We start from the raw sequence: 21,801 nt of genomic DNA, 5'->3' as shown, positions 1-21,801 counted from the left end.
AATAAATTGAGTATATTCTTCTCTTTTATCAAAAGATTATGGCATCAACAGAACCCATCAGAATCAAAACCATTTCACAGTTTCATACCCTGAGAGGCTTACCAAAACCTAAGCATCCACTCATAAGCATCATTGATTTTGCTGATATGAAAAGCCCGCCGCAAAAAGTAAATGAAAGTCTGGTATTTGATTTTTATTCCCTTTCTGTAAAAAGGAATATGAATCACAAATACAAATATGGTCAGCAGGATTATGATTTTGATGAAGGAATTCTCTTTTTTATGGCTCCCAATCAGGTTTTACGTATTGAAAGAGAAGAGCAGTCACGCCCTGCAGAAGGCTGGATGCTGATGATCCATCCTGATTTTCTATGGAATAAGACTTTGGCAAAAACCATCAAGCAATATGAGTTTTTCGACTATTCCCTTCATGAAGCCCTTTTCCTTTCTGACGATGAAGAACAGATCCTCCAGCAATTAATGGAAAACATCCGTCTGGAATACAATACCAATACAGATAAGTTCAGCAGTGATATAATGGTTTCTCTATTGGAAGCGCTTTTCAACTACTCCAACCGTTTTTATCAACGACAGTTCATCACCCGTGACAAAGCCCATCATGAAATTCTGGAACGCCTGGAAATACTCCTCAACCAATATTTCAACAGTGAGATGATTGTGAATAATGGAATTCCCACCGTTCAGTATATTTCGGAGCAGCTAAACATTTCAACAGGGTATTTAAGAACTTTACTCCAAAATCTTACCGGACAAAGTACCCAACATTTTATTCATCAGAAATTAACTGAAAAAGCTAAAGAAAAACTAAGTACCACAGGACATAGCGTCAGTGAAATAGCTTACGAACTGGGATTTGAACATCCACAATCGTTTAGTAAATTCTTTAAAAAGATGACCAATACTACTCCACTTGGATTCAGGGAAATGTTTAATTAAAAATTACTCTTTTTTGTCTCTCAACTTCTCCAATGCTGCCATCGCTTTTTCAGCATCATTTTTAGCTACAAAAATGTGATCGTGAAAATAAGCAGCCACCACGTTACAGCTAATATGTTCTTGCTTTAAGGCATTGGCAAAAGCTGCTGTAAGTCCCACGGCTTCTAATGAGGAGTGGATATTCAGAGTGATCCATGAAGAAATGTATTCGTATCCTAGCTGCCAATTATCTGCAACAGATTTTTCCAAAACAACTGTTACTGCTTCTTTTTCACGGAAGAAAAACAGAAGTCTCTCTATATCAGGAATATGATTAAGTTTTTCAACTTTACAAAAGACATATTCCCCGGCATTCAATACCGGTTCCATATTTTGCAGCAATATCTTTAAATCTGTTTCTCCTGACATTTTTTTTGTACAAAACTAAAGGATATGTTTCAGGAAGCATTTATCAATTGATAAAAAATAGCAGGTGAAATGACATCAAACAATGTAAAATCTATCATTACTAATTATTTGGTTAAAAAAAACACATCAAATACAATTATATTGTACCTTGAAAAAAAAATCATGACCTCATCTAACCACAGCCGCATCATTCTTTTTATTGCTGTATTTTTAATAGGAACATTGACATTTGGTCAAAAAAATAAAATTGCTTTAATCAATTCCTATTTGGATAAAACTCATCAATCTGGTCTTTTCAATGGGAATATACTGATAGCAGACCATGGAAAGGTAATGGTAAAAAAAGCTATAGGTTATGCAGATGCCTCAAAAAAGATCCCTCTCACAACCCAATATCGTTTTCATATCGGATCGATTGCTAAAGAGTTTGACGCTGTTGGATTGATGATGCTCCAGGAACAGGGCAAATTAAATATCAATGATAAAGTATCCCAATTTTTTCCTGACTTACCTTCGTGGGCCACAAGCATAAGCATCAAAAATTTATTACAATATACCAGTGGACTCCCGGATATAAAATGGCAAACGGTACATAGCGATGCGGACCATTGGAAGGATCTACAATCCCTTCAAAAACTTGATTTTGAACCAGGAAGTAGTTACGCCTATAATAATAACAATGTTTTTTTGCGCCGGAGAATAATTGAAAAAGTAACGGGAATGCCTTTTAATGAATTTGTTTTACAAAAAATTCTAAAAAAAGCAGGTATTACCAATGGATTAGTGGACCCTACGGATAAAGATCCATTCATGGCCAGATCATTTGACAATAATTTTAAACAAGATGGATTAGAAGTTCCCATATCCGGCTGGACCAGCCTGAATTTGGAAGATTTTTACAAATGGGCACATTGTATAGATACTTTTTGTCTAATCAATCCCTCTTCCACACGCGAAATAATGATGCCTGTAGGCCAAGATAAACAATCCGGTTTAGGGAATGGAAGTATGGATGGTGATAAGGTCATTACTCACGTGCATGATGGCAGTGCCATCCATTATCAGGCTCTTGTACAGACCGACACAGGAAAAGGTAGAACGATTATTATCTTATCTAATCAAAAACAGGGGAATGTTTATGAGATTGCTGAAGCGATAGAAGCTATTTTGGATGAGAAGTAGTAATATTTGTCTTCAATCTGCTTGATCTATGTAATAAAAGCACAAAGTCATTGCGAGGTACGAAGCAATCTCAAAAATTGATCCTCTACGCTTTCATGTTATACGTATACACATTATAAGGCAATATTCTTTTTGCCAGATTTTTGGAGATCAGGCAACCTAATAAAATCGGAAAGAATAACAGGTACCCGTTCGGAGCAAGATTACAAACCAAGAACAGTGCAGTAAAAGGAGCATAAATAGAAGCTGATAAAGTAGCAGCTGCTCCTACTAAAACAAAGTTCAAGTAGACCAAAGAAGTACCAAAAAATGTATTACAAAAAAAGGCGAATGTAAAACCTAAAAATGCTCCTGCAACAATACTCGGTGCAAAAACACCTCCATCACCTCCAGCTCCAAGCGTTAATGAAGAAGCTAATGGTTTTAGAAAGATCAGACAAGCAAGAAAAAGGAAAGAATAGCTTTCAGGATGGGTAAGGATTTCTGAAAGCGAATGATAACTGTCTCCATATAAAAAAGGAAAACAAAAGATCATTCCTCCTACGATCAAAGCACCAAGATTAACCCTCAAAAAGTTATTGGAGATCCCTGAAAAGAAATCTTTAATTTTAATTACCAGAAACGTAAAATATACTGATAAGACACCGCCTAATAAACTCAAAAGCACAAAGAATGGCACTGCACTCCATTTCCATCCCGTAATCTCAAAAGGAAGCAACGGTTCACTCTTTACAAAATATAGAAAAATCCCGGAAACTATCGCGGAAGCTGTACAACTGATAAAAAGTGTTTTGTTGAATTTCCTTGCAATAACCTCCATGGCAAATAGCCAACCGGCAATAGGGCTTCCAAATAAAATGGCTACTCCAGCTACAACTCCTGCACAAATCAATTCCAACTTATAAATATTCGCAGAAAATTGCTTTTCATACGCCGCATTTCCAATAGTTGCTGTTGCCACCACGGTCGACACCTCAATCCCTGTGGAACCACCGAAAACCACCGTAAGAAAACCGTTAAAGTAATGAGACGGAATTTTAAATAGTGGTAAATGATCTTTTCTCTGATCAACTGTCTTATAAATTTCAGTAATCCCTTTATTCTTTCGGTTCTTGAAAAGATATTTTCTTAGAAAATAGATCGCCGTGATCCCTATTGTCGGAAGAATAATAAAGTATAATCGGTTCTGCTTCTCTGCAAAGTGAAACAGTAATTTTTGAAAATGTTCGGTCATAAACTTCAAGGAATATCCCAGAGAAGAGGCACAAATACTAATGATAGCAGATACTAAAATTAATCTGAAATAGTGATGTCTTTGAATTTGTTTCCTTGTCATGACCTTTATGTATTCAATTTTTCACAAATTTAAGCTTTATGGAAATGGATTCAAAGAATAGCGAATGATATTTTCCTGATTTTAAACCGTCTAGATATTTTAGTAATAATTTTTTGGCTCTACATATATCTTATAAAGTTTTTAAAACTTTAGCTGCATTCTCTTGATTAGGATTGATTTCCAGTACCTTTTTGTAATTTTCTTTAGCTTTATCTTTCTGTCCTGCATTCAGGTAGGCTTCACCTAAGCTATCATATACATTATCACTTTTAGGATACAATATGGTATTTACACGGAAAACATCAATGGCTTTGGTGAAATCCTTTTGTCGAAGTAAGGCATAACCGGCTCCATTTAAAGAACCTTCTGAAAGCTGTTCATTATTAGGGTCGGTAATTTTGGCTTTCTGATAAGCTGCTAAGCCTTTATCGAATTGTCCTTCCAGAATCAGTTCTAAAGGTGTTTTTTCATCTTTACTCATCTGATCACCTCTTAATCGAATGGTCTTCTTATCAAGCAAAATCTGAACAAGCTCTTTTTTGTCTGTTTTAGCATTTTTTTGAAACGTTATCTTATAGTCCCAATTCCTTAGTGTATAGCTGTTTTCCCCTACTTTAATAAGTTCAGCCGGAGATTCCACATTATTGATCACCATCAGTTTTCCTTTTTCCTGATAAATCTTACAAAATCCATATGTATCAAGTCTATAACGACCTATAGTATTATTTAGATCATTGGATGTTAAAGGTAAAATTTTATCAACCGGTGGCATATAATTGGGCCATTGATATACGGTGGCAACCGAACGAAGCAGTTCATTGACAAATTCAGGTTTATTGGTATTCGTTAAGATGACGATTCCATCACCACTAACTTTACTTCCTGTAAACTGACTGGAGAATCCTTCATTCCAACCTCCATGAGAAAAGTAGACCTGTCCGTTTTTATTTTCAAGGAAAATTCCCAACCCGACAAAAGGTTCAATAAAAGGGCTTGTAAATTCCTCCGCCATCTTTTTCGAAATGACCGTTTGGCTTTTACCACTCAGTGTATTTTGAATATCGATAATAAACTTGGCATAATCTTCAGCTGTAGACCACAAACCGGCTGGTGCCTGTTCAGGATAGATATGATATCTTCCCTGGACTTTTGATCCGTTTTCAGCGTATGCCGTAGCTGCCAATTTGGATTGAGCTTCCGGCAAAGGCTGTGCGTACGTACTGTTTTGCATATTCAGCGGTTTAAGAACTCTTTCTTTCATTATCGTGGCAAAATCTTTATCCTCAATATCCATAAGCATCTGCTGCATTACACAATATCCGCCACCGGAATATCGGAATGGTTTCCCCGGTTCTTTATTAACGAATATTGCAGGTGTATTCGCCGGACTTTGCCCATTTAAAAGCTGAATCAATGTAGGCTCTGGCTTTCCGACCTCATATCCTGGAAAACCTCCTACAGTAAAGCCTGCAGTATGGCTAACAATATTTTTAAGGGTTACTTTTTTCTCTTTGGTAAATTGATTATCCGGAATTTTCCAGGATTTCAAATAAGAATTGACATCTGCATTCGGATCTATTTTTCCAAGCTCCACTTCTTTCAATGCTGCATAAGCACTTACAGGCTTACTCATAGAGGCTACCTGAAATAATGTTTGGGTTGTTGCCGGGGTTCTATTTTCTACATCTGCCAGTCCATAAGCTTTGGCCCAGATTACTTTAGAATCTTTAATAACAGCGATACTAACTCCGGGAACATTATAATATTTCATTCTGGATTCTATAGTCCAGGTGGGCTCGCCCTGAAAGCGGACAGCTGGCATCAATCCCGATTCTACTTTTGAAATTTCATTTTTTAACTGAACGTCTGTTTGTGCAGATAGAGAGCTTGCTAACAGCCCAAATACAAGGCTAATATAAATAGGAGCTTTAATCATCATGGTATTGTAGATTTGGTGTATTAAAAATAAGTAACTTTTATGAATATTAAATACCTTATTTTTTATCCTATTCTTTAAAATAATAAAACAATATTTTGTCTGTAACCATTATACATTTATAATTGTCTTGTTAATAAGTAGATTCAAATTTTAATGAGTAGCTTAACTTTAATAAAAAGAAATACATGAAAAATTTTAATATCTGTATCATCTGTATGTTTGCTTTTGCCTGTCAAAACATATCCGCGCAAATTAAAACCGTTAAAGGTAAGGACGTATCTTCTAAAGAAATGGACGCTTTTATTAAAAAACAAATGGATTCTCTGCAAATATCCGCATTATCAGTAGCAGTAATCAAGGACAATAAAATCGTATATTCGAAATCCACCGGAATGATGAATGCCCAACAGGAACCAGTCGACAAAAATACACTCTTTGAAGCTGCGTCGATGACCAAACCGATATTTGCCTATACCGTTCTTCAACTTGTCAAGGAAGGAGTACTTAATTTGGATACCCCCCTTTACCAATATTACCCTTATCCTGATATTGCCTACGACGACCGATATAAGCTTATAACCGCAAAAATGGTTCTTGATCATACTACAGGATTTCCGAACTGGAGAGAAAATAATAAGCTGACCATTAACTTTACTCCCGGAACCAAATTCGGGTACTCAGGTGAAGGTTATGAATATCTTGGTCTTGTTGTAGAACATTTAACAGGCAAAAAAGTAAATGAACTGGTTGAAAAGTATGTATTGAAACCGATGTCTATGAAAAATTCTTCACTGGTATACAATGACTATGTAAAGCAACACCTGGCGGATGGAGTAAAAGATAACAACAGTGAAAGAGCCCGAAATGAACCTTATCTAAAGCCACATCCCTCTTACAGCCTTTACACCGAACCTAAGCAATATGCTCAATTTGTAATTGAGTCTTTAAAGGAAAGCTATATCCCAGGGAGTATCTTCCAGGCTATGGCTGTCCCACAAGTAGAAATTCATGAAGAGGATATGGATCCGAACCTGAAAATTTCCATGGGATTAGGTGTGTATGTTGAGCAGACACCATACGGCTTAAAGTATTCTCACGGGGGCAGCAATGGTAACTGTTACAACTCATTGTTTCAGTTTTACAAAGATTCAAAAGTGGGATTTGTGTATTTTATTGCCGGCTGTAAACAGGGGGAACTTGCTAAAAGGTTGGATCAGTTTATGGTTATTGGTAAATAGAAAGAACTTATTTTTTCTGTCTCTTTTGTAAGTATGCAGAGATTATTTCTTTTTAGCTTTCTGCACAATTTTATTGTAATCTAGACAAAGGTCTATATAGTATTGGAAATCCTTATTCCGGTGATATCCATCTTCACTGACAAAAATATACCCCTTCGCGATCCTTTGACCATGTATCATCGGACGGCAATATTCTTTTTCCAATTCTAATTCCGCTTGTTCATGATCGATCCTGCATAGGATTTCATCATTACGAACTCCAATACACAGCTTATCATCCACCATAAAACTCAGTCCCTGAAACATCTTTTTTTCAACGACATCTTTCTCATTTATTAAGGCTTCACGTATCCGGTTGACGAGTGTTTCATTATACATAATCTGTCTTTTTGATTTTATATATCACTTAGAATTTATTGGGCATTGTATGCCATGTATGTTCAATATTGGTCATTAATAATGCATTATCAAAGGCTATAGAACCTTTTGGGAAAAGGTGTTCATTTTCATAAAAAGTTGACTTTACATCCAAAACCTCCAACGGCTTCATCTCCCATTGATAAGTGTTCAGCTGAAGTCCCTCAAACTTATCTTTATTTGGGGAGTACCCCAGGCTTCCTTCTTGAAAAAAATCTGACACCTGTTCCAAAGTTTCAAATATTGAATGGGTATCAAAGGTTAAAGCTTCTTTTGCATCGATTGAAGTAACTAATTGATCGGAGCTTGTAAAATCGATATGATAATTTTGATCTTTCTCCTTTACATTAAACTTTGCATGATAATGCTTACCCGGAAAAATGCGTCCTCCTACAAGGCTGTTTATTCTGGATGAAGTATCTCTGCGCGGAATGTAAACTCCTGATTTCAGTTCACCATTTTCATCCCATTCTACGGCGATACGATGGGCTCCATTTTCAGAACCAAAACCCATAAAATCTGGTAACCCAAACGCTTTTATATTTTTAAGCCTGATAAGACAAATACCTACTATTGCTTTATTTTTATACAATTTCGGTCTGAACGGAGAGGGAACAATTTTTTCTACAATCTTGGGATCAGCTGTAAAATTGATCAATATCCTTCGGTCTATATATCCATGTATGGTAGGCAGTTTCATTTCTGTATTTTTTTTAGTGTATCACCTTCTCTATTCAAAACAAATGTAATTCATTTTGGTTACAATTTTTCACATCTCAACAGACATCAATTTTTATTATACATAAAGGGAGATGTTAATTTTGTTCTATTTTTCTTCCTGTTTTTTCATGAGATTTGCAGAAGTCAATAATCTTTAATCCTGTGAAAAATATAATTTTACTCTGTACTATTTTCCTAGCGTTTGTTCAAAAGGCCAATGCCCAGAACAACCTTTCTTCCCCATCAGATTCAGGCAGTGAGCTGTACTCTGAAAATATTGGAAAAATAGCATTCCTGTCATCATTTAAAAACGCAAAACAGATTAAAGAAAATGATCTGATCAAAAAATACACATTGACCAACAAAAGTGATCTTTCGTTTATCGCTTTCTTTGATCATCCTCTTACAACCTACAAATCGAAACTTTCTCCAAATATTGTCAAAGACTCCTTATTCAGAAAAGGAAATTATCAATTCACACTTTGGATAGATAATAAGGAAATTTATAAAAGTAATCTTTTACCTGGTGCTCCCTATCAGAAAGTGCAGGATACTGCCGTCGTACTCAACAGACCGTTGATCAATAATACGAATGGTCAGGGATCGTGGAGTGAGTCTTTTTGGAACAGATTTATGGCAAACGGCGGAGAGGAAGCATTAAAGGATGGCCAGCATCACCTGCGCATGGAAATCCGGGCTTATGTCCATATAAATAATGAAACTAAAGTCAGTCCTGTACTGGCAAAAGGTGAATTGATCTTACAGGTGTTACGCCATCCTAAAATTGACATCAACTCCATTTTACTCAACAAACCCACTCCTTATGAAGGTCTTGAAGTTTCCTCTAAAAAATTCAATGAAAACAAAATAAAAGAACTGAAAGGCTCTATTGATGAAGGTATTTTTAAACAAATCAACAGCATCGTTGTCATTAATGATGGAAAAATACAGATTGAAGAATATTTTAACGGGGAAAACAGAAGCACATTGCACGACCCAAGATCTGTTGGAAAATCTTTCGCCTCAACCTTAATGGGAATAGCAATTGGTGATCATTTCATTAAAGATGAAAATCAAAAATTGGACGCCTTTTATAATCTACAGTCTTATCAATTTTCTTCAGGAAAAGACAACGCAACGATTAAAGAGCTTTTAACGATGTCATCAGGGTTTGATGGAGATGATGGAAATGAAAACTCTCCAGGAAATGAAGAAAATATGTATCCAACCAATAATTGGGTTGATTTTACAATGAATCTGCCCTATAATCCGGCTTTAAAAAATAACTGGCATTACTTTACCGCAGGTGTGATCGTCCTTGGAGACATCATCAACCAATCGGTTCCATCGAGTTTAGAAAAATTTGCAGAAGAAAAACTCTTTCATCCTTTAGGAATTAAAAATTACAAATGGCAATATACTCCGCAGAACATCCCAAACACAGCCGGGAGTATTCAAATGAATGCATTGGATTTTGCAAAATACGGGCAGCTTTATAAAAACAATGGAATCTGGAATGGAAAACAAATCATACCCCAGGATTGGGTAAAAAAGACTCTCACAAAACAGGTTAAAATTCAAGACAGAAAGGACGAGTATTACAGCTATCTTTTTTGGAACAAAACCTTTGATACAGGCAGTAAAAAGGTGGAAGCATTCTACTGTGCAGGTAATGGAGGAAATTACATCCTTATTTTTAAGGACCAGCCTTTAGTAATTGTTATTACAGCGAGTGCATATGGACAAAATTATGCGCACCCTCAAGTAGCAAAAATGCTGGAAAAATATATCCTTCCTGCCGTCCTTTAATCATAATAACGCCGTTTGAAGACTTACTATTCCATCGATTCCTTAATCGTTACGCAAATTTCATCCAGTTCTTCCCGTTGTGGCAGCTGGGTGTAATTTTCGCTGAACCTCAGCCCAAAACCATCATTCCGGAATCTTGGAAAAATATGCAGATGGGTATGAAAAACTTCCTGTCCAGCCGCCTCACCATCCGCAAGAAAATAATTAATACCCTCAGAATGTATATTCGATTTTCTGATCGCACGATTAATTTTAGCTGCGATCTTAAACATCCTGGAAGTTAAGTCCTCATCAACTTCCGCAATAAGTTCTTTGTGAACTTTTGGAACGACCAATATGTGCCCCGGATTAACGGGTTGTATGTCCATAAAAGCAATCACATGATCATCTTCATGAATAATACTGGCGGGAAGTTCTCTGTTGATTATTTTACAAAAAATACAGTCGGTCATCATGTTTATTTTCTATAAAAATAATAAAATGTCTTGAGATGTTGGCGCCAAAATATTCAAAGTACATGATTAAAGGAACTGGCTTATATTCATAAACAGCAGAAATGAAAGATGAACAAGATTATATATCAACAACTTATATGAAATAGCATGATATTCTTAATAATTGTTTTATAAATTTACATGATATTTTATTCGCTCCTATCAGAATCTTACAATAGCTAAAAAGGTTTCTATCAGAAAATTAAAGTGTTTACCAATTTTGTCAACATATTATGAAAGCAATACCCTCAATCCTATTTTCTTTTTGCCTATTGCTCCTCCTGTTCAGTTGTGAAAAGGATAAAAAATCACTCAACCATACCCCATCGGCAGCCCCGAAAACAACAAGTCCAAAAGCAACCGTCAAAACAAATGAATTAAACGATCTTCAAACATTGGATTGGTCTGTTATCAATGATGATGTTATGGGAAAATGTATCTCGCCGTACTTGATAAAACATAGAATTTCAGTGGGCTGCACTCCTTGCAGAAAATTAAGGCTGGTTTATATTTTTCATATCAATGACACGGGTCAATTATTAAAGATGAATAAGGATTATGAGGCTATAGAATGCAATTTGACTAAAAAACAGCGTAAAGAATTAGACAGCTTAATACTTAATTATTTAAAAAAGAAAAAAATGCCTTCGTCTCTTTATAATACCAACTTTAAAATGGGTCTTGGCTTTATTCTAAAATGCTAAATTAAGATCAGTTTCTGACATGATGAGATTTCTTTAATCCCGATTTCCACTTTTTGCCTGTCTCACATTCTGATTATCTTTTAGATTAAGACGATAGACCAGTGTCAACCTATATCGCGCAGCATTAGGAATATTCATCTGATTGATTACGTAATCTGATCCTACCGTACTACTTGTTAATTTCCGTAATGCAAAAAGGTTACTGACATCAAATGTAACGGTAGCCTTATCTTTTAAGAAAGTTTTACTACATCCAAAATCAATACTGTGTACCGCATTTGTATGGGTTTGTGCTGTAGCATTAGCACCCCGGAAATTATATACCGTCTGGAAAGCAAGCTTATCTTTCAATTTCAATTGGGCACTTACCCGTGAAGTAAAAGTGTCCCCTGAATAATCGAAGATCTGATTCTGATAAAGACCTTTTTTAGCATAATGAAATAAATTAAGTTCCGCATTAACCTGCAACCATTTAGCAGGATTATACAATAACGACAATTCCATACCCATCCGGGTTTCCTTATCGATATTGACTGGCATTGTAATGAAAAGTCCATCAGGGTTTCTGTAGGTATAATCTTCAATAACTCCATTATTTCTTTGATAATACAGCGAAGGATTAAAAGTAAGCGTCTTCCAGTTCTTTAAAAAACCTAGTTCAAATACATGAGCATAAGATGGATTAAGATCCGGATTGCCAACATAACGGGTACTCAAATCAGTCAGTTCATTGAAAGGATAGATCATATTCAGGGACGGCCGGTTGATCCGTTTGCTGTAGCTCCCCTGCAGAGTGGTTTCTTTGTTAAAATGATAACTCATATTGATCGTTGGAAATAGACGTCCATAATTTTTATTATTGGTATAACTGCCCATTCGGTCTTCAATTCCTATCCGGGTAAGTTCACCACGCAATCCTCCCTGGTAGCTAAAATCACCTTTCTTCCCGGAAAATTGTACGTAGGCACTTCCGATCAGTTCTTTATACAAAAGATGATTATCAATCTGGTCAATGATCTCCCAACCTGAAACATTTTGTTGTTCAGCAATAAAATCAGTGTTTACCCTGCGATCCTCTACTTTTAATCCATATTCAAGTGTGGAGGTACTATCCAGTGGTTGTATCATATCCGTTTTAATCATCAGGTCTTTACTTCCCCCGATTGAACTTGTCCTGATCGTTGGAAATGTATTGGGTAAGGGGAAAATCCGACTGGTTTCCAGATTCCATTCCTTGTCACTGTCCCAAAAATCATATTGCATATCCACCGTCAATTTCTTACCTGTTCGATCAAAGCTTTTGGTATAATTAAATTCCAGCTGATTATAGCTTCTTTTCTCCCAGGATTCTCCATTACGAGTTAAACTACTATCAAGCACACCTCTTTTGTCTGAGTAAAGGTAGTTCAGCCTTGACTTATCATGATCCCTTGTCGAATTTCGGAGAAATGCGGCAGTAATTGTATTATGCTCATCGATCTGGTAATCTGCACCAAAATACAGCAATCTGGCATCATCATGCCTGTTCTCATCCTGGCGCTGATTCAGGTAAACCGGTGTACCAGAAAGCCCGGTAGATTGTTGCATGGTGTATAATCCCACATAATCGGATAATCTCAGTCCATAAGTAGCAAACAAATTGAGTTTATTCGATTTAAAATTAATACTGGGACTGATCCTGGTTTCGTTCGGAATACCACCCACAACACGCATTTGACCACTAAAACCTGCTTTTTTATTCTTTTTCAGGATAATATTAATGATTCCGGCCGAACCGGCTGCATCAAACCTGGAAGAAGGATTAGTAATCACTTCTACCCGTTCCACCTGGTCAGCAGGTAATTGTTCCAACGCATTTCCCTGTGTTAATCCCGTTCGCCTCCCGTTGATCAATACCAGTACATTGCTGTTGCCCCGTAAACTGATCCCACCGCCAGGATTTACACTCACTGAAGGGACCATATTCAAAAGATCCGTTACCGCTCCTGATTGGGAGAGCACATCTTTTCCGACTTCAAAAACTTTTTTGTCAAGTTTTAAACTCACCGATCCACGCTGCCCTTTTAAGGCAACTTCCTGTAATAATTTTGCATCAGGCTCTAAAACTATGGTTCCAATGTTTACACTCCCCCCCAGACTAATGTTTATGGGTCTAATAATGGTTTTAAAACCCATCAATTTATAACTGATTGTATAATTCCCAACAGGTATATTATCCAACCGGAATATTCCTTTTGTGTCAGAAATACTGGTAACAACAGGCTTTTCTGTATTATCAGTTAGTATTACAGTGACATAGGCCAAAGGAGTAGATGGATTTTCATTAATCATGCCGGTTATCTGGGCCTGCTGTGCAAAGGAGTATTGTACAGTTACCATGATCAGAAAAAGTATTATTTGTTTCATGATGTAAAATTAGAATGCCGGTCATTCCGGTAGAAGTAAAAACATGTGAACTGCTCTACAGGCTTTCAAACGGCTATCCTTTTTTACGAATTACCTTGTATATTTACAATATGCATCATTTTATGTTTTTGCTGATATTTCTCGGCATACTGAACCCATCTGTGATTCGTACGGAAGACCCCATACCTGTTTACAAAACAGGTGATGATTTAGCCTGGGCTTCCAAAGACTATAATGATAAAAACTGGACTAAGGATAGAGGCAATACCGGCAACAATATCTTCTGGTCCCGGACACATCTGGAAATCCGTCAGGTTGAAGACCAATTCTTACCCCTTGGCCTCCAGATTGAATCCTTTGGATCATTTGATGTTTATTGGGATGGCGTATTTATCGGGAATAACGGAAAAATTCCTCAAAATGGCAAACCTGAAATACCTGGTACAGAAAGCAGTTATTTCAGGATTCCGGATCATCTGATTTCACCCGGTTTTCATACGGTTGCCTTAAGGAGTTCACAATCCTTACTTCCGCATGTCCAACGCAGCATCGGATTTAAAATAGACCCTTATAATTCTTTACTGACAAAACCATTGGTTACTATGTCCTACATGAACCTGATGGCCGGTGCTTTTCTTATTGCAGCAGTGTATTACTTTTTTCTTTTCCTGAACAGCAAACGCAGACACTGGGATATCCTGATCTTTGGCACCATATGTCTTCTTTTCTTCGCTTTACTGATCATGGAATACCTGAAATTTCATGTGGTGATCCCTTACTCTGAATTCTTTATACGGCTGGAAATCATAGGCTGGCTTACATTTGCTAATGCACTACTCGTCCCTGCCTATTTTATCATCCAGTTTAAGTTTAAAAAGGGAATATGGTTAATGACTGCTTTACTTGGAACATTAATATTTTTATATGTATCAAATTATGGACATTATGACCTGACTGCCCGCCTTTATAGCCTTGCCATGCTGATCGCCAACTTTATCGTCGTCCTGAATGCTATTATTCAAAAAGAAAAGGGTGGCTTTATTTTATTGGTGGGCCTTATCATAAGTGCTCTGGTGGCTAAATTTATATTTTATGATTATGGACTATTTATCAGTTTTACAATAATTGTATTGTGTATGCTCTATCTGCATTCGATCAGAACCAGCGTGATTGAAGCTGAACATCAGCATGCTTTACTCCTATCCTCAAAGCTGCAACTGGAACTGCTTAAAAAGAATATTCAACCTCATTTTTTAAGAAACACCCTGACCTCGATGATGGATTGGGTTGAAGAATCTCCAAAGGAAGGAGCCCTTTTTATACAAGCATTAGCCTCAGAATTTGACATTATGAATGAAATTTCTGAACAAACCCTGATCCCTGTGACAAAGGAACTGGAGCTTTGCCGTCAGCATCTTTCTGTTATGGGTTTCCGTAAAGAAATCAATTATCGGTGGGAGCAAATCGGGATAGATGAAACACAGCTCATCCCTCCCGCTATTATTCATACATTGCTGGAAAATGGCATTACCCATAGTGAACCACTTCCCGGAAACACCATTACTTTTGTATTGCATTACTCCGCTTCAAAGGAAAGTAAGCAATATGTATTTGAAACCATCGCAAAGAATCAACAAATAATAACAGACAGAACAGGTGGCAATGGTTTTAAATATATCAAAGCACGTCTCACTGAAAGCTATGGAGATAACTGGAAATTCATTTCTGGTGCCACAGAAAAAGGTTGGAGATCCACCATTCAAATTTTATCATAATGAATATACTGATCATAGAAGACGAAGCCAGAATCGCCCGTCGTTTGCAACGGATGACAACCGAATTTTTTGGCAATAAGCCTGTCCGGATTGTAGTCTGTGATTCCCTGCAAAAAGGACTTGATGAAATTACCCTCCAACTTCCTGATCTGCTTTTGCTGGATCTTAATCTCAATGGAGACAATGGGTTTGAAGTGTTGGAGCAAATGGTGGCCGCTTCGTTTCACACGATTATTGTTTCAGCTAATATTGATAAAGCCATTACCGCTTTTGCGTATGGTGTACTTGATTTTGTTCCCAAGCCTTTTGATCAGACAAGGCTTTTTCAGGCACTGAACCGATTTATCAGTCCGGCCATAAAATCTGAGGAAGGTGTTAAATACCTAGCAGTAAAGAAATCAGGGCAAATCCGGTTAATCAATATTAGTGAAGTTATTTACATTAAAGGCGCAGGAATTTATACAGAACTCTGTCTTAAAAACGGGCAGCAGGAACTTCACGACAAATCACTTGAGTTACTGCAACAGCTTCTTCCGGATAGATTTGAGCGAATTCATAAATCTTATCTGGTCAATCTTCAACAGGCTGAAAGGATCGTCGTCAGTCCAGGCAGCCGATATGAACTTATACTTAAGACAGGTGAGATATTACCCATCGGACGTTCAAAATATAAAGAACTCAAAAATAAGATGATCTGACTTTACAATTTACTTGATCCAGCCTACTTTTTTTCGCCATTCGTTCATTTCCTTTTTTCTCTCATCAAAATCTTTCGGTGGAAGTTGATTTTCTTTTTTCACCCTTTTCCGGATCAGTTCTATTTGTTCCTCGAGTGTATTAAGCCCTATAGACCGTCTTCTCTCATTTACCTGCATCAGACTATCAAAAGCATTTGGACTTAGTTCTCCGTTTTCATTCCAATCAAACTGAGTTCCATAAAGTTGGGGCTTTTCTTGTAATACGGCAATCCGATCGCTCAGATAAGCCCAGTTTTTGGGATCAGCTTTTCCATGATCCACTTCATCTTTTAAGAGTACAGCACAGTCTTTCATAAATTCTGGGCGACCAATTGAATGCTGGATAACCAGCCAGGCTGCTTCACTGGCTTCAGTACCCACTTTATCTGTTGTGGGATACCCTATAGCACTGATGATTTCACCCAATATTGCCGCATTTTTGTTATGCAGTTCCTCCATACCTGTATGATATCCATTTCCAAGTTGTCCTTTTCGGATAAGATGATCACGAAATTCAAGATCTGCTTCCCTGAGTTGAATAATCCTTTTTGCAAAGCTTTTATAATTCATCGTTTTATTTAAAAATTATTCAGAAGTGATTATAAAATTAAATGTATCTCCGAACTCTGGTTGTATTTTTAATTTTTCTTCGGATATTATTTCCGGCTTCCTTTTTTTCTTAATTTTATTTAATATGGAATAGCATCGTATAAAGATCCGGATTCAAAGTTTAAATTCTATCAAAAATAGCGTAACAAAATGAAAATCATTATAAAAATATCATTAATAATTATACTTTCCTTAATTACTTTAAATTGCAATTCTCAAAAAAAAGAGGTGTTCAAACCTAAAGTTGTATACAAAAGTGATGATTTAATCATTACTCAGATTTCTAAAAATTCTTTTGAGCACACCTCTTTTCAGCAAACTCATGATTTTGGGAATGTTCCCTGTAATGGTCTGATTGTCACCAATAGCAATGAAGCTGTTGTATTTGACACTCCTACCAATGATAAAAGCTCTGAAAAGCTCATCAAATGGATTAAAGAAACATTACACTGTAAAATAAATGCTATCGTTCCTACTCATTTTCATAGTGATTGTTTAGGTGGGCTAAAAGCATTTGATCAGTATCAGATCTCTTCATACGCTTATTTTAAAACCATAGAATTGGCTAAAGAAAATCGCTATACTATTCCTAAAAACAGTTTTCAGGATTCATTACTTCTCAAAGTAGGTAACGAAGATGTCGTTGTAAAATTCTTTGGAGAAGGCCACACTAAAGATAATGTCATTGGCTATTTTCCAAGTGAAAACATCATGTTTGGAGGCTGTCTTATAAAAGAAATTGGCGCCAGCAAAGGTTATTTAGGAGATTCAAATGTTTCTGCCTGGTCAAATACGGTTGAAAATATTAAAAAGCAATATCCTAATGTAAAAATTGTTATTCCGGGTCATGGGGAATATGGAAATAAAGAATTACTTGATTATACAATTAAGCTCTTTAAAAAATAAAACCTATAAAAAATGTTATCCTAAACCCCAAAATTTCATTTTTTGCTTCTATAATTCAGAAAATTGATGGGGCTATTTTCTTATATTCTCACAAAAAGTCTTAAAAAGTCTTAATTTATTTCTGTCGGTAAATTATTGGCACAATTTTTCAATACCATAAGCAACTCATGTTTAATTTGAGTTTTCATGGTTATTAGTTTTTATCCTCAGATTTTTCTGGGGATTTTTTTTACCCCTACCGCAAACCATTATTCTTTTCTCTGAAATTTATCCCTCAATAATGCATCGCAAAATTATCAATAGAAAGTCCCCTCTCCATTGAAATCATTTAAACGATAATTAACACAAATTTAACGCCTATAACATAACTCAGAGGCTGTTATTTTAATACATAAAGCCGTACTTTGCAGCCTATAAAAACAACGAAAAAAGATGGGGCTATTTGATATGTTTACGCAAGAGATCGCAATGGATCTTGGAACCGCTAATACTTTAATCATACACAATAACAAAATTATCATTGATCAGCCCTCCATAGTCTCTATAGACCGTACTACAGGAAAACCAATTGCTGTCGGAGAACAGGCGAAGCTTATGCAAGGGAAAACCCATGAAAATATTAAAGCCGTACGTCCATTAAAAGATGGAGTCATTGCAGATTTTCATGCTTCTGAACACATGATCAAAGAATTTATAAAACAGATACCGGGAATCAAGGGCAGATTTATCCAGCCTGCGCTGAGAATTGTAATATGCATTCCTTCAGGAATTACTGAAGTTGAAAAAAGAGCGGTGAAGGATTCTGCGCTGAAGGTTAATGCAAAAGAAGTAAAACTGATCTATGAACCGATGGCAGCTGCTATTGGGGCCGGAATTGACGTTCAGAATCCGGAGGGAAATATGATTGTGGATATAGGAGGTGGAACTACAGAAATAGCAGTCATTGCACTTGGAGGCATTGTTTGTGACAGATCTTTAAAAATAGCAGGGGATGTTTTTACGAATGATATTGCTTATTTCCTAAGATCACACTACAATTTATATGTTGGAGAGAGAACTGCTGAAAGAATAAAAATAGAAATAGGATCTGCACTGGAAGAACTGGAATATCCTCTGGAAGACATTCCTGTACAGGGAAGAGATATGATTACCGGTAAACCCAAAGAGATCATGGTCAATTATAAAGAGATTTTCAAGGCACTGGATAAATCTTTGATGAGAATTGAAGATGCAGTTATGGAAACCCTTTCCCTAACGCCTCCTGAACTCGCTGCGGATATCTATAAAACTGGGATATACCTTGCTGGAGGAGGGGCTCTTCTCCATGGGCTGGCTGACAGGATCCATAAAAAAACGGGATTGCCTGTATGTGTTGCTGAAGATCCTTTGAGAGCTGTTGTACGCGGAACGGGTATCGCTCTTAAAAATATCAATAAGTTTAGATTTCTTATGAGTAACTAGTCATCATAAAAAACAAGAAAGCCTTTAAATTCTATTATTTAAAGGCTTTTTTTGTTTTAACCTTTTATACTGACAAAAAGGACATGCTATACCTTCAACACCGGCTATCACTCAGTCGATCACAATAAGTACAAATAAAAAATTGAAATCATACTAAAATATCATTATAAAATAATATCTTTACACCTAAGATACTTTATAAATAATTATATTAATGGATAAGAAAAAAATAGAGCATTTCAAAACGATAAGCAAACAATACTCTGATGCTTCCATTATTATGCATGAGGCAATAGCACGAAAAGCAGGTTTAACAGGAACAGATCATAAGTATTTAGGACTTATATTACAGCATTCATCAATTACAGCGGGTGAGATATCAAAACTAACAGGACTGACGACAGGGGCTGTAACCGCATTAATTGATCGTTTGGAAAAAAAAGAATTGCTTAGAAGAGAGTTTACTAAAGAAGACAGAAGAAAGGTAATCGTCATTCCTAATATTGACAATTCAATGAAATTACTGCAACCACTTTTTGATGAATTGCAGCAAAAAACGGTTAAACTTATATCTACTTTTTCAGAAGATGAATTGCAAGTTGTTGAACGGTATTTCACTGAGGCAACAGCAATAATGAAAGAAACCTCGGATCATTTAAACCAAAAATAATCATGAATGTAGAAAATCTAACCATCAGTTATGTAACAAGAGCCGAAGTATGGCTTTGTATTACAACGTTGCTTTATTTTTTAATGAATGGAGCCCAGATTTTTGAAACCCTTGTTTTTGTTCCTAAGTGGGCTTCTTCCCCACCCCAAAATTTTAAACTACTTCTTGATGGAAATGGAGCTAGTCTTAAAGTTTTTTGGATTGTTTTGCATTCTATCCATGAAGTTGCATTTATTCTTAGTATTATTTTCTGCTGGAAAATCGACCCTGTTAAAAATTGGTTATTAGTACTATTTATTCTTCACGTAATGGTAAGAGTCTGGACTTTATCTTTCTTTGCTCCTCAAATTATAGATTTCCAGAAAATAGCAGAATCACAACAATTCCCAAAAGACCTGCTTTCAAGAGTATCATTATGGCAAAAACTTAATTATGTAAGAGTTCTCATTTTTATAATTATCTCTTTAGGACTTATTCCATTATGCGTTAAGCTATTTCAAATTCGCCTATAATCTGAATTTGCGGACTTATCATATGCTTTATCGGATTGAATTGTTGCAATAAAATTTTATATTTGTTGACCGAACTGCAGATTAATAAATGGATCTCAACGATGAAAAGCAATTATTATTTCCAGCCACAAAATGATATCGTATCATAAAATTTTTCCCTCACGACTAAAATTTATAACCTCATGAAAACACAAAAAAAACTGATAATCCCGGCTATTTTAAGCTTAGCTCTTGTTTCATGTGCCACAATGCAGCGAACCGACCTGTATTTTGGCACCAATATTCCTACCGGTGGAAATGTAACTCCACAACAATGGAAAGATTTCTCTGATAACGTGATAACAGGCTATTTTCCTGAAGGATACACCGAAACCGATGCTGTGGGTAAATGGAAAGACACACAGACAAAATTAACGATATCAGAAAATACAAAAGTCGTTACTTTTATCGGTAAGCCAACCAAAGAAAGAAATGCATTACTGGACAGCGTTACACAGAAATACATCCGCAAATTTCAACAACAAAGTGTATTAAGGATAGATAGTAAACCTAGGGTTAAGTTTATCAGCAAAACATAATCTTCATTTTATTTATTTCTTAAAAAATGAAAGGTTTGCCCGATCAATCTAAAAGTATAGTAGCCTATCTTTATTTTTTGTAGCTTTCATCTGAAATATCTTTGCTTATGGAAGAGCAGATGAATTGTATTTACAGGACGATACATTTTATCGAGAAAAATTATGACGAACCAATCTCTGTTAAGGATCTGGAAGATGTATCGCATTATTCTTACAGAAATATACAACGTATTTTTAAGTATAGCTGTGGGGAAACCATCGGTGCTTTCCAGCAAAGATTAAAAGTAGAAAATGCTTACAAATTAATTCTTTACAGTAAGGAAAGCCTTACCTCTATTGCTCTTGAAGTGGGTTTTGCAAATATTGCCTCTTTTTCCAAAGCTTTTAAGCAGCATTTTGGGATTTCCCCAAAGGCAGCAAAATTAAGCAAGGAAAAGCTACTTTGCGGTCCCGATCTGATTCCAGTAACATCGGACATCCTGTTAGAACCCGAAATGGTATACCTCAAGCCAATGCAGATCTATTATCAGAGCATTCAAACCTATTACAACAATGAGGAAATCGAATGGTTATGGGAAAAGTTTATGCAAAATGAATTTCCTATTTCAGAGACGGAATATTTTGGGGTAATCGTTGATGAGCCATTAATTAAAACTGAAATAAACTGTCGCTATGATGCATGTTCAACATCGCAGTCAAAACATAAAAAATTACCCTCAAAAATGATATTTGGAGGTAAATATGCCCGTTTTGCTCACCATGGCGGTTATGAAACAATAGACGAAACCTATGCGAAGATCTATTCCCGATGGATCTTTAATTCCGGTCTTGAATTCTCTCATTCCCCGATCATAGAAAAGTATGAAAAACATACTGATGGTCGGGAAGATCAATTAACTTATATTTTGTTGCCGTTGAAGTAAGTTGTCAATTCCGGACAACTC

General features: G+C 36.2%; 21 protein-coding genes. 13 read left to right on the top strand and 8 right to left on the bottom strand.

Going from position 1 to position 21,801, the window contains the following annotated elements:
• Nucleotides 1–38: 38 nt before the first annotated feature.
• The gene (locus CEY12_RS00720) at nucleotides 39–956 is read left to right on the top strand and encodes a helix-turn-helix domain-containing protein (protein WP_089025872.1); all 918 of its coding nucleotides are present in this window, start codon (nucleotides 39–41) and stop codon (nucleotides 954–956) included.
• 3 nt (nucleotides 957–959) lie between these two features.
• Here the strand turns inward: CEY12_RS00720 and CEY12_RS00715 are convergent, their stop codons facing one another.
• On the bottom strand, nucleotides 960–1,364 hold the full coding sequence (locus CEY12_RS00715; protein ID WP_089025871.1) for an ACT domain-containing protein: 405 nt from the start codon (nucleotides 1,362–1,364) through the stop codon (nucleotides 960–962).
• Nucleotides 1,365–1,526: 162 nt separating this feature from the next.
• On the opposite strand from CEY12_RS00715, the gene CEY12_RS00710 reads away from it, so the two are divergent.
• Entirely contained in the window at nucleotides 1,527–2,546 is a 1,020-nt protein-coding gene (locus CEY12_RS00710) for a serine hydrolase domain-containing protein (protein ID WP_157676719.1), read from the top strand.
• An 85-nt stretch (nucleotides 2,547–2,631) separates the two neighbouring features.
• Here CEY12_RS00710 and CEY12_RS00705 read toward each other — a convergent pair whose 3' ends face one another.
• Together CEY12_RS00705 and CEY12_RS00700 are read right to left on the bottom strand one after the other, a co-directional pair.
• A complete protein-coding gene (locus CEY12_RS00705; RefSeq protein WP_089025869.1) occupies nucleotides 2,632–3,882 on the bottom strand; it encodes a chloride channel protein in 1,251 nt (416 codons plus the stop codon).
• A gap of 130 nt (nucleotides 3,883–4,012) precedes the next feature.
• The gene (locus CEY12_RS00700; protein WP_089025868.1) at nucleotides 4,013–5,821 is read right to left on the bottom strand and encodes a serine hydrolase; all 1,809 of its coding nucleotides are present in this window, start codon (nucleotides 5,819–5,821) and stop codon (nucleotides 4,013–4,015) included.
• 185 nt (nucleotides 5,822–6,006) lie between these two features.
• Between CEY12_RS00700 and CEY12_RS00695 the strand changes: the two genes are divergently transcribed.
• Nucleotides 6,007–7,059: a serine hydrolase domain-containing protein gene (locus tag CEY12_RS00695; RefSeq protein ID WP_089025867.1), complete on the top strand. Its 1,053-nt coding sequence runs from the start codon at nucleotides 6,007–6,009 to the stop codon at nucleotides 7,057–7,059.
• Nucleotides 7,060–7,101: 42 nt separating this feature from the next.
• On the opposite strand, the gene CEY12_RS00690 is transcribed toward CEY12_RS00695, so the two are convergent.
• Nucleotides 7,102–7,437: a TfoX/Sxy family protein gene (locus CEY12_RS00690; protein WP_228409755.1), complete on the bottom strand. Its 336-nt coding sequence runs from the start codon at nucleotides 7,435–7,437 to the stop codon at nucleotides 7,102–7,104.
• Between the two features lie 28 nt (nucleotides 7,438–7,465).
• Nucleotides 7,466–8,176 carry a DUF2071 domain-containing protein gene (locus CEY12_RS00685; RefSeq protein WP_089025865.1) on the bottom strand — a complete coding sequence of 237 codons (711 nt, stop codon included), beginning with the start codon at nucleotides 8,174–8,176 and terminating at the stop codon, nucleotides 7,466–7,468.
• A 182-nt stretch (nucleotides 8,177–8,358) separates the two neighbouring features.
• On the opposite strand from CEY12_RS00685, the gene CEY12_RS00680 reads away from it, so the two are divergent.
• Nucleotides 8,359–10,005: a serine hydrolase domain-containing protein gene (locus CEY12_RS00680; RefSeq protein WP_089025864.1), complete on the top strand. Its 1,647-nt coding sequence runs from the start codon at nucleotides 8,359–8,361 to the stop codon at nucleotides 10,003–10,005.
• 26 nt (nucleotides 10,006–10,031) lie between these two features.
• Here CEY12_RS00680 and CEY12_RS00675 read toward each other — a convergent pair whose 3' ends face one another.
• Nucleotides 10,032–10,457: an HIT family protein gene (locus CEY12_RS00675; RefSeq protein ID WP_089025863.1), complete on the bottom strand. Its 426-nt coding sequence runs from the start codon at nucleotides 10,455–10,457 to the stop codon at nucleotides 10,032–10,034.
• A 275-nt stretch (nucleotides 10,458–10,732) separates the two neighbouring features.
• Between CEY12_RS00675 and CEY12_RS00670 the strand changes: the two genes are divergently transcribed.
• Complete coding sequence (locus CEY12_RS00670; protein WP_089025862.1) at nucleotides 10,733–11,203, top strand: hypothetical protein; 471 nt, start codon at nucleotides 10,733–10,735, stop codon at nucleotides 11,201–11,203.
• Nucleotides 11,204–11,236: 33 nt separating this feature from the next.
• Here CEY12_RS00670 and CEY12_RS00665 read toward each other — a convergent pair whose 3' ends face one another.
• Nucleotides 11,237–13,609, bottom strand: a complete 2,373-nt coding sequence (locus CEY12_RS00665; RefSeq protein ID WP_089025861.1) for an outer membrane beta-barrel family protein — start codon at nucleotides 13,607–13,609, stop codon at nucleotides 11,237–11,239.
• A 14-nt stretch (nucleotides 13,610–13,623) separates the two neighbouring features.
• On the opposite strand from CEY12_RS00665, the gene CEY12_RS00660 reads away from it, so the two are divergent.
• Nucleotides 13,624–15,384, top strand: coding sequence for a histidine kinase (locus CEY12_RS00660; protein ID WP_089025860.1), 1,761 nt, complete (start codon nucleotides 13,624–13,626; stop codon nucleotides 15,382–15,384).
• Entirely contained in the window at nucleotides 15,384–16,082 is a 699-nt protein-coding gene (locus CEY12_RS00655) for a LytR/AlgR family response regulator transcription factor (protein WP_089025859.1), read from the top strand. The genes CEY12_RS00660 and CEY12_RS00655 overlap by 1 nt, the downstream gene beginning before the upstream one ends.
• A 9-nt stretch (nucleotides 16,083–16,091) precedes the next feature.
• Here CEY12_RS00655 and CEY12_RS00650 read toward each other — a convergent pair whose 3' ends face one another.
• Nucleotides 16,092–16,691, bottom strand: a complete 600-nt coding sequence (locus CEY12_RS00650; RefSeq protein WP_089025858.1) for a DUF6624 domain-containing protein — start codon at nucleotides 16,689–16,691, stop codon at nucleotides 16,092–16,094.
• 189 nt (nucleotides 16,692–16,880) lie between these two features.
• Between CEY12_RS00650 and bla the strand changes: the two genes are divergently transcribed.
• The 6 genes from bla (at nucleotide 16,881) to CEY12_RS00620 (ending at nucleotide 21,780) form a co-directional block, all read left to right on the top strand.
• Nucleotides 16,881–17,636, top strand: coding sequence for a subclass B1 metallo-beta-lactamase (bla, locus tag CEY12_RS00645; RefSeq protein ID WP_089025857.1), 756 nt, complete (start codon nucleotides 16,881–16,883; stop codon nucleotides 17,634–17,636).
• A 432-nt stretch (nucleotides 17,637–18,068) separates the two neighbouring features.
• The gene (locus CEY12_RS00640; protein WP_089025856.1) at nucleotides 18,069–19,097 is read left to right on the top strand and encodes a rod shape-determining protein; all 1,029 of its coding nucleotides are present in this window, start codon (nucleotides 18,069–18,071) and stop codon (nucleotides 19,095–19,097) included.
• Nucleotides 19,098–19,311: 214 nt separating this feature from the next.
• Nucleotides 19,312–19,767: a MarR family winged helix-turn-helix transcriptional regulator gene (locus tag CEY12_RS00635; RefSeq protein WP_089025855.1), complete on the top strand. Its 456-nt coding sequence runs from the start codon at nucleotides 19,312–19,314 to the stop codon at nucleotides 19,765–19,767.
• Nucleotides 19,768–19,769: 2 nt separating this feature from the next.
• Complete coding sequence (locus tag CEY12_RS00630) at nucleotides 19,770–20,279, top strand: transposase (RefSeq protein WP_089025854.1); 510 nt, start codon at nucleotides 19,770–19,772, stop codon at nucleotides 20,277–20,279.
• 182 nt (nucleotides 20,280–20,461) lie between these two features.
• Nucleotides 20,462–20,857 (top strand): DUF3574 domain-containing protein, encoded by a 396-nt coding sequence (locus tag CEY12_RS00625; protein WP_089025853.1) that lies wholly within the window; start codon nucleotides 20,462–20,464, stop codon nucleotides 20,855–20,857.
• 107 nt (nucleotides 20,858–20,964) lie between these two features.
• The gene (locus tag CEY12_RS00620; protein WP_089025852.1) at nucleotides 20,965–21,780 is read left to right on the top strand and encodes a GyrI-like domain-containing protein; all 816 of its coding nucleotides are present in this window, start codon (nucleotides 20,965–20,967) and stop codon (nucleotides 21,778–21,780) included.
• Nucleotides 21,781–21,801: the final 21 nt, after the last annotated feature.

This window comes from Chryseobacterium sp. T16E-39 (genome assembly GCF_002216065.1).
Classification (GTDB): Bacteria; Bacteroidota; Bacteroidia; order Flavobacteriales; family Weeksellaceae; genus Chryseobacterium.
This window is presented reverse-complemented; position numbering and strand designations above follow the sequence as displayed.